The organism is Streptosporangium sp. NPDC001681 (genome assembly GCF_040298085.1).
In the GTDB taxonomy this organism is placed as follows: domain Bacteria; phylum Actinomycetota; class Actinomycetes; order Streptosporangiales; family Streptosporangiaceae; genus Streptosporangium.
Map to the genome: position 1 here is coordinate 34,015 of NZ_JBEOZN010000007.1, position 18,900 is coordinate 52,914.

Here is an 18,900-nt window from a genome sequence, read left to right on the forward strand (position 1 = left end):
CGGCGCGTTCCGAAGAACGCCCGAAACGGCGAATGCGTTCCCAGCGGGTGCGGAAACCCCGCGGGCCAGAGCCCCGTACGAGGGGCCCTGGCCCGGCGGCGTCAGGCCTTGGCCTTGGCCCGGGTGGTGCGGGGACGCTTGGGCGCCGGACCTCGGGCGCGACGGTCGGCGAGAAGCTCGGCGGCGCGTTCGGTGGTGATCTGCTCGACCTCGTCCCCCTTGCGCAGCGAGGCGTTGGTCTCCCCGTCGGTGACGTAGGGCCCGAACCGCCCCTCCTTCACCACGATCGGCTTCTTGGAGACCGAGTCCTCACCCAGCTCGCGCAGCGGCGGCGCGGCCGCGGCCCGCCTGCCCCTGGTCTTGGGCTGGGCGAACAACTCCTTGGCCTGATCGAGGGTGACCGTGAACAGTTCCTCCTCCGACCCCAGGGAACGAGAGTCGGTGCCCTTCTTGATGTACGGCCCGAACTTGCCGTTCTGCGCCGTGACCTCCTGGTCGTCGATCACCCCGAGCACCCTCGGCAGCGAGAGCAGAAGCAGGGCGTCCTCAAGGGTGACGGTGTCCAGGGACATCGACTTGAGCAGCGACCCGGTGCGCGGCTTGGGGGCGTCGGCCTTCTTGGTCTTCTTCTTGCCCTCGGCCGGAGGCGTCTCCACCGGCAGGATCTCGGTGACGTACGGACCGAAGCGGCCGTCCTTGGCCACGATCACGTGCCCGGTCACCGGGTCCTTGCCCAGCTCCCGGTCACCCGTCGGGCGGGAGAACAGCTCCTCGGCCATCGAAGCGGTGAGCTCGTCGGGTGCCAGGTCCTCCGGCACGTTCACCCGGACACCCTCCCGGTCCAGGTACGGACCGTAGCGGCCCACCCGGATCATGATGTCGGTGCCCCTGATCGAGAACGAGCTGATCTCCTTGGCGTCGATCTCGCCGAGGTCGGTGACCAGTTCCTTCAGACCCTCGCCGCCGTCCACACCGAAGTAGAACCGGCGCAGCTCGGGCACCCGCTCCGCCCGGTCGTTGGCGATGTCGTCGAGGACCTTCTCCATGTCGGCGGTGAAGTCGTAGTCGACGAGGTGGCCGAAGTGCTGCTCCAGCAGGTTGACCACCGCGAACGCCAGGAAGGACGGCACCAGGGCGGTGCCCTTCTTGAAGACGTAGCCGCGGTCCAGAATCGTTCCGATGATCGACGCGTACGTCGAGGGACGGCCGATCTCCCGGTCTTCCAGCTCCTTGATCAGCGACGCCTCCGTGTACCGGGCCGGCGGCTTGGTGGCGTGCGACAGCACGTTCAGCGCGGACGCGGTGAGCGGGTCGTTCTCGCTCAGGTTCGGCAGGCGCTTCTCGGAGTCGTCGCGGTCGGTGGACGGGTCGTCCGCGCCCTCAACATAGGCCTTCAGGAAGCCGTGGAAAGTGATGGTCCGCCCGGAGGCACTGAACTCGACCTGCTCCCCCGAACTGGACGTGCCGTCCACCTTGACGGTGACCGACTCGCCGACCGCGTCCTTCATCTGGGAGGCCACGGTCCGCTGCCAGATCAGCTCGTACAGGCGGAACATGTCACCGGTCAGCCCGGTCTCGCCCGGCGTGCGGAACTCCTCACCCGAGGGACGGATCGCCTCGTGCGCCTCCTGCGCGTTCTTCACCTTGCTGGCGTAGACGCGCGGCTTGTCGGGCACATAGGCCGAGCCGTAAAGCTTGATGGCCTGGCTGCGGGCGGCGGCGACAGCGGTCTCCGACAGCGTGATGCTGTCGGTCCGCATGTAGGTGATGAAGCCGTTCTCGTAGAGGCGCTGGGCGACCTGCATGGTCGACTTCGCGGAGAAGCCCAGCTTGCGGCTGGCCTCCTGCTGCAGCGTGGTCGTCCTGAACGGCGCGTACGGCTTGCGGGTGTACGGCTTGCGCTCGACCGACCTGACCTTGTACGGCACACCGGCCAGGCGCCCGGCCAGGGCCTGGGCGGCCTGCTCGTCCAGGTGGAGCACATCGGCGCTCTTGAGGGTGCCGTTGCTCGCGAAGTCCCGGCCCTGGGCGACGCGCTTTCCGTCCACGCCGGTCAGCATGGCGGTGAACTCGTGCGGAACCTCGTCACCACCGGTGTCGAGCAGCGCCTGCAGGTCCCAGTAACTCGCGCTGGTGAACGCCAGGCGCTCGCGCTCGCGCTCCACGACCAACCGGGTCGCCACGGACTGCACGCGCCCGGCCGAAAGCCGGGGCTTGACCTTCTTCCACAGGACCGGGCTGACCTCGTAGCCGTAGAGACGGTCGAGAATGCGCCGGGTCTCCTGGGCGTCGACCAGCCGCAGGTTCAGGGCGCGGGGATTGGCCACCGCCTCCTGGATCGCCCGCGGGGTGATCTCGTGGAACACCATGCGGTGCACCGGGACCTTGGGATTGAGCACCTCGCGGAGGTGCCAGGCGATCGCCTCGCCCTCACGATCCTCGTCAGTGGCGAGATAGAGCTCGTCGGCGTCCTTGAGCAGCTGCTTGAGCTTGCTCACCTGCGCCTTCTTGTCGTGGTTGACGACGTAGAGCGGCTCAAACTCGTGATCCACATTGACGCCGAGGCGTGCCCAGGACTCTCCCTTGTACTTCTCAGGGATGTCCTCGGCCTTCTCAGGGAGATCACGAATATGCCCGATGCTGGACTCCACGACGTAGCCGCGGCCGAGGTACCCGGCGATGGTCTTCGCCTTGGAAGGCGACTCGACGATCACCAGGCGGTTTCCGCCGGCGTTGCCGTTCTTGGCTGGCACGCTGCTTCCTACCTCGCTGTTCGCATTCGTTCCCCGTTTACTTCCCCTCGGGTTACCCGATCTGAGTCGGGAACACTCCCAAGGAAAGCCGCAAGGACGCAGAATAAAGCCCTATGAGTGTCGACGTCCCTCGGCTCACCCTCGGAGACTAATCGCTGTGCTGGACTACTCCTACTTGGTTCTCCACCTCCCGCGTGGCACCTCACGGGACGCAGCCCGCCGGATACTGACCGAACATGCAGAATACGGCGACTGGGAGCTCGACCGCCTGCGACTGTATCCCGATGGCCGCCGGGACGTCCGGCTGCGCCGGAAGATCATACGTGTGACCAGGACGATGTGATTCCAGACATGGCTTTGCCCGCCCCGGGCCGCGCCCCCGGAACGGGCAAAGCTTCCGTGCCTCGCCACGCGAGCGAGCACCGCACCACGCAGGCGCGGTCATCCTGTCTCGCCGCCGTCGAGGCGTCTGCGCGCCTTCCTCAGTGGCTCTGAGGAAGGCATGCCTAATGGGTGACTAATGCCTTACTTTTTACCGAAACGGATGCGGCGGGTGGTGCCGAAGACGGTCGCGGAGGCCGCGGCCAACGCGCCGATCAGCAGGGTGACCAGGGAACCGACGTTCATTCCGGTCACGCCGACGGGCTGAGCGGCACTCATCAGGCCCAGGTCACGGATCGGCAGGTCACCGGCCGGGGTGGAGGACGTCAGGCCCGTGACGGGAGCCAGCGGCGAGCTGCTGTCGGCCGCCGCGGCCCGCTTGCTCACCGGGGTGGCGGGCATGACGGGGAGCTCGGGCAGGCCGGCGGCGGCCGGAAGCCGGGACTGGCCCGCCTCCTGGGCACCGCGGGCGTCGGACGGCGACGCCTGACCGTCCTCCCCGCCGATCCCCGGAACGGCGGGGAGGACGGACAGCAGGCCACTGGTCCTGTGCCTGCTGGGCTTGCCGTCCCAGTCGCCTCGGCCGCCGTTGTAGTCGCCCTTGGGTCCGCCCGGTCCGCCCCGGTGACCACCCTCGTGGCCACCCCACTGACCGCCGTTGTGGCCGCCCCACTGGCCACCGCCCGGCCCTCCGGCACGGGAGCCGCCGAGGCAGCCCGCGGCGGCGTCGCCCAGGACGGCGACCGCGTTGCCGCAGATGTTGATCGGCGCGGTGATCGGCGCGACCACCTGGTTGCCGCCCAGGACGCTGCCCTGCCCGGAGGTACGGTTGCCACCGGCCCCCGCACCCGCGCCGCCGGAGACCGAGGCGCCGCCCCTGCACCCGGCCGCGGCCCGGCCGAGCACGCCCACCGCGTTGCCGCAGACGTTGACCGGCACGGTGATCGGCGCCACCACCTGGTTACCGCCGCCGATGCTGTGATCACCGTTCGTACGGTTGCCACCGGCACCGCCGCCACCGGGACCACCGGTCCCGACGGACGCACCCCCCTGGCAGCCGGCGAAGGCTCCACCCAGCACGGCCACCGCGTTGCCGCAGACGTTGATCGGCGCGGTGATCGGCGCCACCACCTGGTTGCCGCCCAGGACACTGCCCCGCCCGGAGGTGCGGTTGCCGCCCGCACCACCGCCGCCCTGGCCCGTTCCCGCGGACGAACCGCCCGGGCAGCCCGCCCGGCCGTTGCCGACGGCACTGCCGCAGACGTTGGCGGGCGCGGTGATCGGCGCGACCACCTGATTGCCGCTACCGGCTCCGAAGCGCCCGTCGGTGTCGTTTCCTGGCCGGCCGTAGCCCGAGCCGGGGCCGCCGGGACGCGGGCCGCGCTCCCAGCCGCCGCCGTGGCCGCCGTGGTCTCCATGCCCCTCATGGCCTCCGTGACCGCCGTAACCCGGCTTACCCGGCCAGTCGGGCTTGCCAGGGCCGCCGTGCTCTCCGGGGCCACCCGGCCGTCCCGGACCACCGGGGTGCCCAGGACCACCGGGCTGTCCGGGCCCGCCGGGGTGCCCGGGACCACCGGGGTGCCCAGGACCACCGGGCTGCCCCGGCCTGCCGGGCCTGCCGCCGACGACCTCGGCACCGCCCTCGCAGCCGGAGAACGCCTCGCCGACGACGGCGACCGAGTTGCCGCAGATGTTGATCGGCGCAGTGATCGGCGCCACCACCTGGTTGCCGCCCAGGACGCTGCCCCGCCCGGAGGTGCGGTTGCCACCGGCACCGCCGCCGCCACCGCCCTGATTGCTCACCGAGGCACCACCCCGGCAACCGGCGGTTGCCCCACCGAAGATCGCGAAAGAGTTGCCGCAGGCGTTGATCGGCGCGGTGATCGGCGCGACCACCTGGTTGCCGCCGCCGATGCTGTGATCACCGTTCGTGCGGTTGCCACCGGCACCGCCACCGTTCCCGCCCTGGTTCCGCACCGAGGCACCGCCTCGGCAACCCGCCTCGGAACGGCCGATCACCGACACCGCGTTGCCACAGGCGTTGACGGGCGCGGTGATCGGCGCCACCACCTGGTTGCCACCCAGGACGCTGCCCCGCCCGGAGGTCTCGTTGCCCCCCGCGCCGCCGCCACCGCCGTTCTCGACGGACGCGCCGCCCTCGGAGGAGGCGGCCGACTGTCCGGCCACAGCGACGGCGTTTCCGCTGATGTCGATCGGCAGGGTGATCGGAAGGTTGACCTGGTTGCCTCCGGCGATCGAGTGGTCACCGTCGGTGTCGGCAAAGGCCGTACCGCCGCCCATGGCCATGACGCCCAGTGCGAGCAGTGCCGCAGGGGCCGTGCCCCTAACCCACGTACGCATGATTGAAGCTCCTAGCAGTCTCGGGGGGACCTTGAAACCCTCGTGAGGGCATGCGAGAGCCGTGTGAGGACCGGACAGGTCCGCACAGCGGAGGCCCAGGCGGGCCGTCATGAGGAGTTGGGAACTGACTGACTCGTCGGCCTGCTCGTCGCTCACCGGTGGAGCGGCTCTCCTGGGGACGGAGGATCGAGACAGGCTCCGCGACCGGCGGATCACTCGAAAGGAGATCAGGCCGGTCTACAAGACGATGTCAGTCAGGAGAGAAAGAAGGGTCGTCCGCCGCTGTGCGGACGACCGGGGGGAGCACGAACGCCAGCGGAACACGCTGTGTCGCCAGTCGCGGGTCGTAGGCGAACCACGCGACATCCCCCGGACCCGAGCCGAAGAGGCCGGATCCACCACCGCTCTGGGGCACGAATCCATTGCTGCCAGAACCGTGGTCGACGGTGGCGGGTGCCGGGGCACCCGGCTTGGACTGGCTGGTGAGCCCGTCCACACCTCGCCCCGCCATGGCTTCGGCGTTGTCCGTCGCCGACGGTTTGCCGCTGCCCGTGGGGAAGTCATCGACCTTTGAAGCCGATCCGGAAGCGGCAGCGTCAAGGGGCTGGGAACGGGCCACTCCTGTCGCCGCGGTGGCGTCCGCGACCGCGGGAGTGGCACTGAGAAAGCCGAAGACGATCGCGAGCAGCCATGCGGCGGCCAGGAGGCCGCCGATGGCGAGGGCTTGCCTGATGCCCCACCGGGTGCCGGCCGCGAACCGCGCCATCCGGTCAGCCCGGTCGGGGATCGTGTCGTCGACGGAGAAGGCCACGGGCACGCGTCGAGCAGCGGGCGAGGACGCCCTCCACTGCTCGTGCGGCACGTGCGCCACATGGCCTCCCAAAGCTCCTGGACAGGCCCGCTTGGACACGAGCCACCCTTCAACGGAGAGTCACGTTAGCACTACATGGAGTCAACGCAACGGGTTTCCCGAGAACGGATCAGCAGCCGTCCAGGAATCGGTCAAGAACCCGGACCCCGAACCGCAACGAATCCACCGGAACCCTCTCGTCCACCCCATGGAACATCCCGGAAAAGTCCAGGTCGGCGGGGAGCTTCAGCGGCGCGAACCCGAACCCCCGGATTCCCATCCGGCTGAACGCCTTCAGGTCCGTACCCCCCGACAGCGTGTACGGCACGGCCAGCGCGCCCGGGTCCTCGGCGAGGAGGGCGTCGGCCATCGCACGCACCAGCGGCCCGTCGAAACCGGTCTCGATGGCGATGTCGTGGTAGATGAACTCCCTGGTCACATTGGGGCCGAGCAGTTCGTCGACGGTCTGGAAGAACTCGTCCTCATATCCGGGCAGGAAGCGGCCGTCCACGTGCGCGGTAGCGGCCTGGGGGATCACATTGGCCTTGTAGCCGGCCTCCAGCATCGTGGGGTTGGTGGTGTTGCGCAGCGTGGCGCCGATCATCCGCGCCAGCGGCCCCAGCTTGGCGACGGTCTTCTCCGCGTCGTCCAGGTCAAGCTCCAGCTCCAGCGCCCTGGAGGTCTCCTCCAGGAACGTCCTCACCGTCTGTGTCATCCGGACCGGCCACTCGTACCGGCCGATGCGGCCCACCGCCTCGGCCAGCTCGGTGACCGCGTTCTCCGCGTTGAGCATCGAGCCGTGCCCGGCCCGGCCGGTGGCGGTCAGGCGCATCCAGGCGATGCCCTTCTCGGCCGCCTCGATCAGATAGAGCCTGCGCGCCTCGTCGATGGAGACGCTGAACCCACCCACCTCACCGATCGCCTCGGAGCACCCGTCGAACAGGTCCTTGTGCTCTGAGACCAGCCACTGCGCGCCGTAGTGGCCCCCGGCCTCCTCATCGGCGGTGAAGGCCAGCACCACGTCCCTCGGCGGGCGACGCCCCTCGCTGAGCCGCTGTCGTACGACCGCGAGGATCATCGCGTCCATGTCCTTCATGTCAACCGCGCCGCGCCCCCAGACGCAGCCGTCCGCGATCTCACCGCTGAGCGGGTGGTGGGCCCAGTCGGCGGCGTTGAAGGGCACGACGTCCAGATGTCCGTGCAGCAGCAGCGCGTCCCGCGAGGAGTCCTCCCCCGCGATGCGGGCGATCACGTTGGCCCGCCCCCTGTCCGACTCCAGGATCTGCGGCTCCAGCCCGACCTCGGCCAGTTTCTCGGCCACGTACTCGGCGGCGGCCCGCTCCCCGGGCCCCGAATTGTCACCCGCGTTGGTCGAGTCGATCCTGATCAGGTCGCGGCACAGCCCGACGACCTCATCCTCACCGTTGAGCGTGGCCATGTGGACTCCTTGGGTTCGGTACGGCTTCCACCCCCATCCTCCCGCCGTACCCTCCTTCCCGGCACCCCGTCCGCACCCGCCCTCCTACCGATATGACGCAAGCTCAAGAGTTTGCTAACCTAAGTCCGCCGACGCGGGATGACGGTCCCGCGTGCAGGCACCACGTCCGGGTGGCGGAATAGGCAGACGCGCTAGCTTGAGGTGCTAGTGCCCTTTGCGGGGCATGGGGGTTCAAGTCCCCCCTCGGACACCAGATGGGTCCCGAAACTGTGCAGGTCACAGGTTCGGGACTTTGTCATTTCGGCCTCGATTCTGCTTGTGATACCGCCGCTGATACTGATCATGGTTTTAGACCCCTGACACCAGGGTCGCGAACGTGTCTGCGGCATCCCGCTGATTGCCAGGAAGCACGTGGGCGTAGACCTCGAGGGTCACGACCGCGCCCGCGTGGCCGAGCCGCTCAGACACGACCTTGATCGGTACACCCTTGGCGAGCAGAAGCGTGACATGAGCAGGCTGAAGAGTTCGAGGCGGCTCTCGGCAGGGTCGCGCGGTAGCGGCTTCGGCCGGCGCTCCTGCCCTTTCGTGGTGAGGGGGTGTCGTCGTACCTGGCACACCAACAGAACGACGTTCACTGGCCAACCCGCGGCCCCTTTCAACCGTCCTCACCTACCCGTCCGCCACAGCACAGGAGCGCTCGCATGAGAATCGCCGGCTCGATCGTCGTCGATGCAGTCGTTGCCGCTCTCGCCGGGTGCGGGGCGGGTGCGGACACTGCGGCACCTGTCGTGACCGTCACCGCGCCGGCACCTGTGGAGAAGAGCCCTAAGCCGATCGAGAAGGATGACAAGGAGCCCGATCCCACTCCGGCCGGGGAGAAGGAAGAGGTGGCGGAGAAGAAGGTCCTGCCGGACGTTGTCGGGATGAACCTGCAGGAGGGGCAGGACACCATGCAGGCCGCGGGGTTCTACATTCTGAACGACAAGGACGCCACCGGGCAGAACCGCTTCCAGGTGTACGACCGCAACTGGGTGGTGACCAAGCAGACGCCGGCCGCCGGACGGAAGGTGACGGTCGACACACTGATCACCTTGTATGCGAAGAAGATCGGCGAGTAAGACGAGTAGTGCGCGGCGCCCCTGCCCTTCGGGGTGGGGGCATCATCGTGTCCGGACCCCTCGCAGGGGCGATGAGCGCCCCGCCAGTCCGGCCCCGCAGCACAGGCCACCGCAACCCCCTGCGGACGATCACCCCGGAGCGCGAACATGAGCCGCATAATGCGTTACCTACGCTCCTCCACCGCGGAGTAGCTACGAGCGCAGAGAAGACCTATGACGCCCGCAGAGTCACAGCCGCACGACAACTACGCCAGGTTGCCCCTTGAGGAACTCGGCCTCACGGTTCGGGCGTACGCCCCCCTTAAGCGTGCGGGCATCAACACCTACGGCGAACTGATCGCTCACGGAGAGCAAGACCTGCTAGCGATCGACCGCAACAACCTCATGTATGTCGAGGAAGTCAAACGAAAGCTCGCCGCTATCGGCCTGTCCCTGCAACAGCCCCCTGCCTCACCGCACTGAAGTAGCGAGGGCACCTGCTGACTGCCGGCGCGTGATCACCCAACCGCGCGAGCATGGGCGGCATGGATCCTGAGCTGAGCGCGGCCAACGGTCGACTTCTGCTACCAGCAACCGGACACCACCACCGACTACAAGTGCACAGGCCCATTCGACCTCAGCAGCAGCCTGGGACTGTGGGTCCACAGCTTCAACGGCCTGGCCCCAAGGGCACGATCACCGTCAACCACACCCTGCACGGAGGCACCTATCCCGCGGGCGGCGGAACTCAAGACCGCGTCACGGTGAATTACCAGTACCAGCTGTACTGACCACAACAACGCCCCGCCTGCCCTCCGCGAGGAGGACGAGCGGGGCGCCCACGTGTTCAGGCCAGGCGAAACAACCTCGACAAACGCACCATCCGGCCGAAATATGGAGAACCGGTATCTCCTCAAGCCCGGTAGCCGGTGCTCATCTGAAGGTGTTCTCCTTCCCGAATGCGAGGAGTCACCCACAATGAGGATCCGCCGATTACATTCCGCTGTACTCGCCGTGGCGCTGGGCGCCAGTGTCCTGGCTGGTACCGCACCCGCCGTCGCCGCCACCCAGACCAGCGCGGCCGTGGCCGCCGGGGGCTGGCCGACACCGGACTGGTACCTGCAGGGCCCCTACCAGACCCTGGCCGCCTGCGACCTCGCCTACGAGGACGCTGCGCAGAACGGTCAATACACCGGGCTCGTCTACTGTCACTGGTTCCGCGGGGGTGGCCCTTATCCGGCGGGCTTCTACTACGAGGTATACATCCCCTGAACTTCAACAGGTGTGATGGGCGAGCCCCAGCCACCAGTGCACACTCAGGCCTTGGCGGCCTTCTGCAGGCGCATCCACGCCGCGTGCCGGTTCAACATCTCCAGGGGGCGACCAGGCGTGCTTCTCATACCTCTGCCAACCGCTGCCGTTGTTCGTCCGTGATCTCAGCCTCGCCGGCCACGATCGCCGTTGACGGCGGGAGCGCGTCCGTCACCTCCTGTACTGCGGCGTCCGCCTCCCAGTAGGCGCGCTGCGCTTCGATCGGGTCGTCAGGGATCTCATAGTCAGCCGTCGGCGTTCTCCCCCCTCCCCCGGGGTGTTGCGACGACCGCTGGAAGGGAAGAGACAGGCACTCTAGGTATCCGCTTGTTCCCTGATGATCTGGGTGTCCTAGGAGTTCAAGTCCTCCTCGGACACAAGCCTTTTGCACACGTGGAGGTCGGGTTGAACCCGGGCCTACACGGATCGTTTCCGGGGCCGACGGGTCAGCCGTAGATCTCGGCCTTGTCGACGGGGTCGGCCTCCTGGATGACCTTCACGAGGTCTCCTAACGTGGTCATCACGGCATCGATCCCCGCTCGTGTCATGCGGCGCGGGCAACCGGCCTGCCGCAGTTGAGCCTGGGCCGCCACGCGCCGAGCCTGCGTCTCGGCCATCCGCCGAGTGACGAGGGCGGGATCCGCCCCGGCCCCAAGAGCGGCCCGGTACCGGGCGAGCCTGCGGTCGCATCCGGAGATCCGCCAGGCCCAGGCCGCCGGCCCGGACCGTGCCGTGCACCCGCGCCACCACCGGCTTGGGCATGGTCACGACGAGGCGCTGCACCTCGACGACACCCTCGACGATCGGGGTCATCGCGCCGGAGCGCACCGCCGCGAGGTCGGCGCCGGAGCAGAACGAGGGGCCGTTGGCGCGCAGCACGACGACCCGGACGGCGTCGTCGGCCGCGGCCCGCCGCAGCAGTGCGGTCAGCTGGTCCAGCAGCGGGCGGGACAGCGCGTTGCGGTTGGCGACCGAGTCCAGGGTCAGCACCGCGACACCGCGCTCGCGGTCCGCGTCGTACCCGACCAGCGCGGGTCCGGCGCCGGTCTCACCCGTCCCGGCGACGCCGGGAGTCCCGGGGGCGCTCATCGGGGCGCCCTGGGCAGGCCCAGGCCCACGGTGGCGATCAGCTCGCGCTGGATCTCGCTGACGCCGCCGCCAACCGGCAGCTTCAGCTCGGTCTTGAACGCGTGGTCGGTGTCGCGCAGCACGGCGGCGGTCAGCTCGTCGGCGGGGTCGCCGTACCGCTGCACCAGCTGTGCGATCCGGGCGCCGGCCTCGACCAGCCGCTCAGAGTTGTACAGCTTGTTCACCGAGGCGTCGGCGGCGCCCAGCGTGCCGGTGCCGGTGTCGGCGACGATCCGCCAGTTGAGCAGCTCGTTCGCGGTGACGATCGCGTCGAGCTCGGCGAGCGCCCGGCGTACCTCGGGCAGGTCGGCCCATCCGGCGCCTCCCGCCCGGCCCGCCCAGCGGCGTCTCGGCGGCCCAGTGCCGGAGCCGGTCCAGGTGTGCCTGGATCTTGCCGGCCGGGCCGACGATGAACCGCTCGGAGTTGAGCTGGCTGACCACCACCGACCAGCCCTTGTTCTCCCGGCCGATCAGCCGGTCCGCGGGTACCCGGACGTCGTCGAAGTAGACGGCGTTGACCTGGTGCGAGCGGTTCAGCGTGCGGATGGGCGTCCAGCTGACGCCGGGCAGGGCGGTGTCGAGCAGCAGGATCGAGATGCCCCGGGTGCGCGGCTCCTCGGGGTCGGTGCGGCAGGCCAGCCACAGGTAGTCGGCGGTGTGCGCGCCGGAGATGAACATCTTCTGGCCGTTGACGACGTAGGAGTCGCCGTCACGCCGGGCGGAGGTGGTCAGCGAGGCCAGATCGGTGCCGGAGCCGGGCTCGCTGTAGTCGATGGAGACCTGCAGGTCGCCGGCGAGGATGCGTGGCAGGAACTCCCGCTGCTGCTCCGGGGTGCCGAACTCCTGGAGTGCCGGGCCGACCGAGTAGACGGTGACCAGTGGGTAGGGGACCTCGTACCGGAAGACGGTGCTGACCACGATCTGGTCGGCCACCGGGCCGAGGCCCCGGCCGCCGTGCTCCTCCGGCCAGCCCAGGCCGAGCCAGCCGTCGCGGCCCAGCCGCCGGGACACCGCCCGGTACGCGGGGCCGAACTCGTCCTCGTGCAGCTGGGCGCGCTCCTGCTCGGTCACCACGCCGGCGAAGTAGGTGTCCGCCTCCCGCTGGAGCTCGCGCTCCTCGGGGGTCAGGTCGATGTACACGCTGGTGTCCTCTCTCAGCTGACCCGGGCGGAGCCGGCCGCCGCGTCCAGGCAGGCCTCGGTGCCGCCCAGGAACTGGCCGAGGGCGAGCCCGCCGGTGACGTACCGGTGCAGCGGGTGGTCGATGTCGAGGCCGGTGCCGCCGTGCAGGTGCTGGCAGGTGAGCAGCGCCGGGACGGCAGACCAGGGCCGCCGATACCGGTGGTCCAGGGGCGGCTCGGCGTGGACCCGGCAGCCACCGTGGACGCCGTGAGAGGCACTGTGGACCTGGCGGATCATGCCGGTCAGTCAGACATGCCGGACGGCCCGGACCAGTGGCGGCCGGTTGCGCCAGGCGTGGAAGCCCGATTCGGAGACGTCCATGACCTGGCAGGCCTTCGCCGGTCATCACGGCGATGGCCGCGAACCGTCTTTTGGGGACAACCGCCTGCTTGGGCAGCTCGCCGACACGTCAGGGGACGGCCGGTTCGGTCTCCGGCGCCGCGACCGGCTCCGCGTTGTCGGAGAAGGTCGCGCCGGGCTTCTGGCCGGAATCGATCAGGTCCTGTTCACGCCGGTTGCAGATCGTCTGGCCGGCTGATCTGTGGATCGAATGCGATCTCTCGCACGGTACGACCGGCCTTCAACAGGTCCAGGACCTTCCGGCGGAACTCAGCGGGATATCTCCTTCTGAAAGGGGGGCAGAGGCGCGGCAGTCAACCAGAGCGACTCCACGGAACCGGGGGCACATCAAAGCCCGGGACGATTCAGTTCTCCGCCAGGACGATCACGCTGTCGTCCTGGGCGAGCGTCAGAGGGTCGGATTTGGGCGGGTTAAGAAGCACCCCATAGGAAGGCGCCTCCTCACCATGACGCTTGAGACGGTAGCCGATTGCGGTTTCGCCGCGCCGCCGTGCGGCCTCGACAACCGTAGCGAAGTTCGCTTCTTTCCCCGGAATGAGATAGTCAGAGGATGGCTTGAGATAAATCTCAGATCCGTCCGGCTCGAAAAGATGGGTGAACACCGCATTAAGGTGCTTGTTCTCCGCCATCTGGGTGAGCAGTAGGCTGATGAGCTTGGTGCTGACGATGAAGTCGTCAGCCTTGGTGACCTGGGCGACTTCCCTGTTGCCGTCGTCGTTCATCTCGGTCACGATCGAATAGGGGTCTCCGAGTTGCACCTCGATGTCTCGCAGATGCAGCAAAGTCACCAGGGTGCGGTCATCGGCATTCCCGGGATCGGTGCTGTCATCTGACAGCACCACGATGTGCTCATAGCTGCCCAGATCAAGCGTTTCCAGCGATCGCCTACTCGTCAGTTCGCAGGGTTTGTAGCCGATCACCAGGTTGGTACGGCCCTCCGTGAGGAGCACGGTGGGCCGTGTGGGCGCGGCGATGTCGAGAGTGGACCCGGGCTCGACCAGGCGATCCAGTAGATCGATGATCTTCGGGGCGCGGGAATTCCAGCCGATGAACAGAGTTCGATCGGGTTCCGGGGTGCGGGCAGGAACCATGGCGATCGCGGACTCCAGGATAGGGACCGGCGTATCGGCCAACTGGATGAGCAGGTCGTCCTCGGCGATCATAATCATCTGGTCTTGATCGCCGACTGGAGTACTCATGGACGGGTTGATCAGCACATCTCCGTCACCGCGCAGAATGCCAACCGGACTGCCGAGTCGGTAGGCATCAAGCGTCTCGCCGTAGGTCTTTCCGATCAACGCGGGCTCGGCGCGTATGTAGAACTCATTGCCGGCGAAGTCGAGCAGATCGGCGCACACGGTGGACAGACCCGCCTGCCGGTGGGACTGCACGACAAGCCGGACGGCGATGTCGTCGGCGTCGATGACCTGGGCCTCGGGACCGGCGGCAAGCTTGGCGGCCGCGAGATTCTCCGAGTCCTGGACGGCGGCGACCATATGCGGCCGTCCGTGAGGCCAGGATCGGTTGCTCAGCAGCAGCAGAGACTTGATCACATTGATGTCGGAATCGTCGCCGGGGGGCGACAAGACCATGATCGCTCGCGCGGTTTCCGGGCTCACCAACTCCAGATCGTTTCGATTGAGGGGATTGCCGGAGCGGCAAATGACCCGCGTGCGCCCTGTGTCGCCGATCTGAGCGCGGATCTGCTCATCCATGTCGACCTTGTCGTGGTCGGCGAGGATCACCACACACGAGCGCCGCTGACTTTGGTTGGCCTTGGCCAGCTCCGCCACGACCGTGAACACCTGGTCCGACCAGCCGAGCAGCACGGTATGGCCACGCTCGATCACGCGGGAGCGCCCCTTGCGCAACTCGGTGATCCGGTTCTCCAGGCCCGTGGTGAGCACACCGATCAATGAGCTGACAATGAAAACCCCGCCGATCGTGACCGTCAGCATGAGCATCAGGAACATCGCGCTGCCGGTGTCTCCGCCCATCGTCCCTGGATCGATCGCGCGCATCAGGGTCATCCAGGTGATGCCGAGCCAACCGCCGTTGGAGATGGCGTCATCGCGTGCCAGCAGCAGCACGGCCCCTGCGACTACGATGATCAAGAGCAGTGATGCCAGGGTGAGCCAGCCGATCAGAGCCGGGGTGCCCCGATCCATCGTACTGTCGAACCAATATCGCAGCCGGCCCCGAAACCTCGCCCGCACCCCTGCCCCCTCCAGTGTTGACTTAAGAACGGAAAGGACCGTATCAGCGGCCGTCCCGGCTGGAGAATCTTCACTACAGAAACCCCCTTATGTGAGGGTTTGTCCTCTTTCGCCGTCAGCTCTTCACTTGCCTCAGGCTGGGTATCTCCGCAGGCAAAGCGCGCTGTTCCCAACCTGAAATGCACCCTTTGGGGTAATAAAGCCTCCTCGCCTCACCTGCCGCTTCACCCCATTTCACGACGAGCGACCACACCGGCTTCGCACCCGACTGCGGGGCGCCCGTCCCCGCCACCCGGACAACACGCCAGGGCCGTGCTCGACGAGTACACGGCGCTTCAGTCGGCTGGGTGGTCAACGACCGCAGATTCCACCATTCGGAATGATCTCAGCCCCTCAATGCGGCGTTCCTGCGCATGAGGGCGACCTGCACCACTGAAATTTTCATACCTCCGCTGAATTCTTCATGCCAAGGAGCAGGTCAGCGGTACGGCCTGGGGAAACGTCCTGTACACGCGCGCGAAACAGGCCAAACATGGGAGCGCTCCCATATGAGCGTTTCCTCCATGGAAGGCTTGAAGATGAAGACACTGCGTTTGTGGGCTCTGTCCACAGCGGTCGCGCTCCTGGCGGCGATCGGGGTGGCCGTCACCTCGCCCGCGGCCCAGGCGGCGGTCGCCTGTTCCGTGACCTACACCAAGGCCTGGGACAACGGCAGCGGGTTCGGCGCCAACATCACGATCAACAATCTCGGCGACCCGGTCAGCCCGTGGACGCTGCGCTACACCTGGCCCGGCAACCAGCAGGTCACCCAGGGCTGGGGCGGAACCTGGACTCAGTCGGGCCAGAGCGTGACCGTGACCGCCCCGTCGTACGCCCAGGGCCTGGGCACGGGAGCCGGCGTCACCGTCGGCTTCAACGGCAGCTACAGCGGCACCAACACCGCCCCCACCGCTTTCGCCGTCAACGGCGTGGCCTGCGGCGGTACCCCGACGTCGCCGCCCACACCCACACCCACACCGACGCCGACGCCGACGCCGACGCCCGGCAACGCACAGGCTGTCGTGGCCGCGATGCAGCCCGGCTGGAACCTGGGCAACTCCCTCGATGCCACCGGCGCGGACGAGACCTCATGGGGCAACCCGCGGATCACGGCGGCGCTGCTCGACAACATCAGGGCACAGGGCTTCAACAGCATCCGGATCCCGGTGACCTGGGGGCAGTACCAGGGTGGGGCGCCCAACTACACCATCAACGCGACGCACATGAACCGGGTGAAAGAGGTCGTCGACTGGGCCCTCGCCGACGGTTTCTACGTGATGATCAATATCCATCACGATTCGTGGCAGTGGATCCAGAACATGCCGGGCGACCGCACGAACGTACTCGCTCGGTACAACGCGATCTGGACCCAGATCTCCAGCACGTTCCGGAACTCCTCCGCCAAGCTGGTGTTCGAGAGCGTCAATGAGCCGACCTTCACCGGCAGTTCCGGAGACGCCCAGAACGCGACGCTGCTGAACGAGCTCAACACGTCCTTCCGAAACATCGTGCGCCAGTCGGGCGGCAACAACGCGACTCGGCTGCTCGTCCTGCCGACCCTGCACACCTCGGCCGACCAGGCCAGAGTCGACGAGCTGGTCAGCACGTTCAACGCGATGAACGACCCCAACCTCATCGCGACGGTCCACTTCTACGGGTACTGGCCGTTCAGCGTCAACGTCGCCGGCGGCACGCGCTTCGACGCCACCGTTCAGCAGGACCTGACCGGCGCCTTCGACCGGGTGTACAGCGCCTTCGTGACCCGCGGCATCCCCGTGATCATCGGTGAGTACGGCCTGCTGGGCTTCGACCGGCACACCGGCACGATCCAACAGGGCGAGAAACTGAAGTTCTTCGAGTTCCTCGGCCACTACGCGCGTACCAGGCAGATCACCACCATGCTGTGGGACAACGGCCAGCACTTCAACCGGACCTCGTTCCAGTGGGCCGACCCCGAGCTGTTCGCGCAGATCAAGTCCAGTTGGACGACGCGCTCGGGGACAGCCTCGTCGGATCAGGTGTTCAACGCCAAGGCGTCCGCCATCACGAGCAAGACGCTCACGCTGAACCTGAACGGCACCTCGTTCGTGGGGATCCGCCAGGGCAGCACGGATCTGGTACGCGGCACCGACTACACCGTCTCGGGCGACCAGCTCACGTTCACCGCATCCGCGCTCACCCGGCTGACGGGCTCCCGGGCCTACGGCGTCAACGCGACGCTGTCGGCTCGGTTCTCCCAGGGCGTCCCGTGGCGGATCGACATAGTCACCTACGACACGCCGACCGTGCAGAACGCGAGCGGAACGACGAGCTCCTTCGCCATCCCCACCACGTTCAAGGGTGACCAGCTCGCCACCATGGAGGCCAAGTACGCCAACGGCACCAACGCCGGCCCCCACAACTGGACGTCGTTCAAGGAGTTCGACGTCGCCTTCGCGCCCAACTACAGCACCAACACGATCACGCTGAAGCCGGAATTCTTCGCCGAGGTCAACGACGCCTCAAAGGTCACGCTCACCCTCCACTTCTGGAGCGGCACGACCGTGACCTACTTCGTCACCAAGTCGGGAAGCACGGTCACCGGTACCACGACCTGACCGGGCGGGCTCCCCGCCCAGCAGCGTCCCGGCGGGCCACGGTTCAGGAGAACGGATCGTGGTCCGCCGGCATCCCAGGCCATAACGGAACGTACGCCTGCGACCTCATCCGGCCGATCTTCGGCCTGACGTACAGCCGAATGATCATTTGAGGGGCCGTGACCTGACCTGCACGGCGTGCGCCTCGATCCAGTCATCCAGGTACTCCACCACCGTGATCGCGTTCCGATCGACGCGGGCGCCCTCTCACACCGGGGCCGATGATGCGAAGACCGCTCCACACGGAGGGTGATCATCAGAGCACGAACGGCGTTTACGGCAGTTTTAGGCGGCCTGATGCATTGTTCTCCTATTACAGCTAGTGGGAGGAAGAAAGATGACCTCTGGGTCGGACGAATTCAGCACCGCGGAAATGCTGGCGAACGAGCCACCCAGGCGCCGCGTCCCCCGCTCCGCACTGCTCATCGCCACCACCGCACTCGTCGTGGTCACGGGTGCCGGCGTCGCCACCGCGTCCGCGTTCTCGCCCTCGCCCTCACCGTCCTCGACACCCACGGCCGGCGACACCGTGACACCGTCGGCGGCCCCGTCCGAGACATCTTCCGACAAGGCGCCGGGGCAGGGCCGGGGCCGGGGCCACAGGATGGGCTTCGGCGGACCTTCCATCCACGGCGAGTTCGTCGTGCCCGACGGCGAGGGCGAGTACGTGACCGTCGCCACCCAGTACGGCGACGTCACGGCCGTCGACCAGGACTCGATCACGGTCAAGAGCGAGGACGGCTACACCAAGGAGTACGCGATCAACGGCGACACCCGGATCAACCGCCGCGGCGAGGACGGCGACGCGCTGAAGACCGGGCAGAAGGTCATGGTCATGGCGAAGGTGGACGGCAGCACGGCCACCGCCGTCGCGATCCACGACGCGACCATGCGCGACGGGCAGGGCCGACACGGCAAGGGAGGCCAGTGGCACGGCAGGGGAGACCGCTCGCACCACGACCACCAGCCCGGCCAGTCACCGACCTCCTCACCCGCGCCGACCTCCTGAGCGCTGGGAGTCACCCCCGTTCCATGCCGCCCGAGGCGGCATGGAACGGGTTACCGCACCTTGAAGAGAACCGGCGTTGGCCCTGCGCCGACGCCTCGGCCGCCCACCGACGACAGCCCTCGTCGAGGGGGTGATCCGTG

Annotated in this window: 18 protein-coding genes and 1 tRNA gene; 9 read left to right on the forward strand and 10 right to left on the reverse strand. The window is 67.8% G+C overall.

Translation table 11 applies throughout. The annotated features are described in order from the left end of the window. Window positions 1-101 precede the first annotated feature (101 nt). Window positions 102-2,753: a type I DNA topoisomerase gene (gene topA / locus ABT130_RS04715; RefSeq protein ID WP_350952870.1), complete on the reverse strand. Its 2,652-nt coding sequence runs from the start codon at window positions 2,751-2,753 to the stop codon at window positions 102-104. Between topA and ABT130_RS47720 the strand changes: the two genes are divergently transcribed. Further along, the gene (locus tag ABT130_RS47720; RefSeq protein WP_425427982.1) at window positions 2,680-3,096 is read left to right on the forward strand and encodes a DUF5703 family protein; all 417 of its coding nucleotides are present in this window, start codon (window positions 2,680-2,682) and stop codon (window positions 3,094-3,096) included. The two genes, topA and ABT130_RS47720, sit on opposite strands and share 74 nt — an antisense overlap. A 182-nt stretch (window positions 3,097-3,278) precedes the next feature. Here the strand turns inward: ABT130_RS47720 and ABT130_RS04725 are convergent, their stop codons facing one another. The 3 genes from ABT130_RS04725 to ABT130_RS04735 all read right to left on the reverse strand — a co-directional run bounded on the left by ABT130_RS04725 (window position 3,279) and on the right by ABT130_RS04735 (window position 7,783). Beyond that, window positions 3,279-5,495: a chaplin family protein gene (locus tag ABT130_RS04725; RefSeq protein WP_350952872.1), complete on the reverse strand. Its 2,217-nt coding sequence runs from the start codon at window positions 5,493-5,495 to the stop codon at window positions 3,279-3,281. 250 nt (window positions 5,496-5,745) lie between these two features. Then, entirely contained in the window at window positions 5,746-6,366 is a 621-nt protein-coding gene (locus tag ABT130_RS04730; protein WP_350952874.1) for a hypothetical protein, read from the reverse strand. Window positions 6,367-6,475: 109 nt separating this feature from the next. Next, entirely contained in the window at window positions 6,476-7,783 is a 1,308-nt protein-coding gene (locus ABT130_RS04735) for a M20/M25/M40 family metallo-hydrolase (RefSeq protein WP_350952876.1), read from the reverse strand. Window positions 7,784-7,947: 164 nt separating this feature from the next. Here ABT130_RS04735 and ABT130_RS04740 point away from each other — a divergent pair. The 5 genes from ABT130_RS04740 to ABT130_RS04760 all read left to right on the forward strand — a co-directional run bounded on the left by ABT130_RS04740 (window position 7,948) and on the right by ABT130_RS04760 (window position 10,152). After that, window positions 7,948-8,036 (forward strand) — tRNA-Leu (locus tag ABT130_RS04740). 448 nt (window positions 8,037-8,484) lie between these two features. Then, window positions 8,485-8,901 (forward strand): PASTA domain-containing protein, encoded by a 417-nt coding sequence (locus ABT130_RS04745; protein ID WP_350952878.1) that lies wholly within the window; start codon window positions 8,485-8,487, stop codon window positions 8,899-8,901. A 213-nt stretch (window positions 8,902-9,114) separates the two neighbouring features. Next, the gene (locus tag ABT130_RS04750; RefSeq protein WP_350930230.1) at window positions 9,115-9,363 is read left to right on the forward strand and encodes a DNA-directed RNA polymerase subunit alpha C-terminal domain-containing protein; all 249 of its coding nucleotides are present in this window, start codon (window positions 9,115-9,117) and stop codon (window positions 9,361-9,363) included. Between the two features lie 173 nt (window positions 9,364-9,536). Further along, the gene (locus ABT130_RS04755; RefSeq protein WP_350952880.1) at window positions 9,537-9,671 is read left to right on the forward strand and encodes a hypothetical protein; all 135 of its coding nucleotides are present in this window, start codon (window positions 9,537-9,539) and stop codon (window positions 9,669-9,671) included. Between the two features lie 223 nt (window positions 9,672-9,894). Next, window positions 9,895-10,152 (forward strand): hypothetical protein, encoded by a 258-nt coding sequence (locus tag ABT130_RS04760; RefSeq protein WP_350952882.1) that lies wholly within the window; start codon window positions 9,895-9,897, stop codon window positions 10,150-10,152. Window positions 10,153-10,276: 124 nt separating this feature from the next. Here the strand turns inward: ABT130_RS04760 and ABT130_RS47725 are convergent, their stop codons facing one another. Genes ABT130_RS47725 through ABT130_RS04780 form a run of 5 tightly spaced genes read right to left on the reverse strand, consistent with a single transcriptional unit; the run spans window position 10,277 to window position 12,737 of the window. After that, a complete protein-coding gene (locus ABT130_RS47725; protein WP_502992074.1) occupies window positions 10,277-10,582 on the reverse strand; it encodes a DUF8825 domain-containing protein in 306 nt (101 codons plus the stop codon). Window positions 10,583-10,608: 26 nt separating this feature from the next. Next, complete coding sequence (locus ABT130_RS04765) at window positions 10,609-11,280, reverse strand: enoyl-CoA hydratase/isomerase family protein (RefSeq protein ID WP_350952884.1); 672 nt, start codon at window positions 11,278-11,280, stop codon at window positions 10,609-10,611. Next, window positions 11,277-11,585: an acyl-CoA dehydrogenase family protein gene (locus ABT130_RS04770; protein ID WP_350953026.1), complete on the reverse strand. Its 309-nt coding sequence runs from the start codon at window positions 11,583-11,585 to the stop codon at window positions 11,277-11,279. The genes ABT130_RS04765 and ABT130_RS04770 overlap by 4 nt, the downstream gene beginning before the upstream one ends. Further along, on the reverse strand, window positions 11,482-12,459 hold the full coding sequence (locus ABT130_RS04775) for an acyl-CoA dehydrogenase family protein (protein ID WP_350952886.1): 978 nt from the start codon (window positions 12,457-12,459) through the stop codon (window positions 11,482-11,484). Before ABT130_RS04775 ends, ABT130_RS04770 begins: the two co-directional genes overlap by 104 nt. Window positions 12,460-12,473: 14 nt before the next feature. Beyond that, window positions 12,474-12,737 (reverse strand): hypothetical protein, encoded by a 264-nt coding sequence (locus ABT130_RS04780; RefSeq protein ID WP_350952888.1) that lies wholly within the window; start codon window positions 12,735-12,737, stop codon window positions 12,474-12,476. Between the two features lie 82 nt (window positions 12,738-12,819). On the opposite strand from ABT130_RS04780, the gene ABT130_RS04785 reads away from it, so the two are divergent. Next, a complete protein-coding gene (locus ABT130_RS04785; RefSeq protein WP_350952890.1) occupies window positions 12,820-13,038 on the forward strand; it encodes a hypothetical protein in 219 nt (72 codons plus the stop codon). A 166-nt stretch (window positions 13,039-13,204) separates the two neighbouring features. Here the strand turns inward: ABT130_RS04785 and ABT130_RS04790 are convergent, their stop codons facing one another. After that, window positions 13,205-15,028, reverse strand: a complete 1,824-nt coding sequence (locus ABT130_RS04790; protein ID WP_350952892.1) for a CASTOR/POLLUX-related putative ion channel — start codon at window positions 15,026-15,028, stop codon at window positions 13,205-13,207. Between the two features lie 626 nt (window positions 15,029-15,654). Here ABT130_RS04790 and ABT130_RS04795 point away from each other — a divergent pair. Both ABT130_RS04795 and ABT130_RS04800 read left to right on the forward strand, forming a co-directional pair. Then, window positions 15,655-17,712 (forward strand): cellulase family glycosylhydrolase, encoded by a 2,058-nt coding sequence (locus tag ABT130_RS04795; RefSeq protein ID WP_350952894.1) that lies wholly within the window; start codon window positions 15,655-15,657, stop codon window positions 17,710-17,712. 376 nt (window positions 17,713-18,088) lie between these two features. Beyond that, window positions 18,089-18,760 carry a hypothetical protein gene (locus tag ABT130_RS04800; protein WP_350952896.1) on the forward strand — a complete coding sequence of 224 codons (672 nt, stop codon included), beginning with the start codon at window positions 18,089-18,091 and terminating at the stop codon, window positions 18,758-18,760. The last annotated feature ends 140 nt before the right edge of the window (window positions 18,761-18,900 follow it).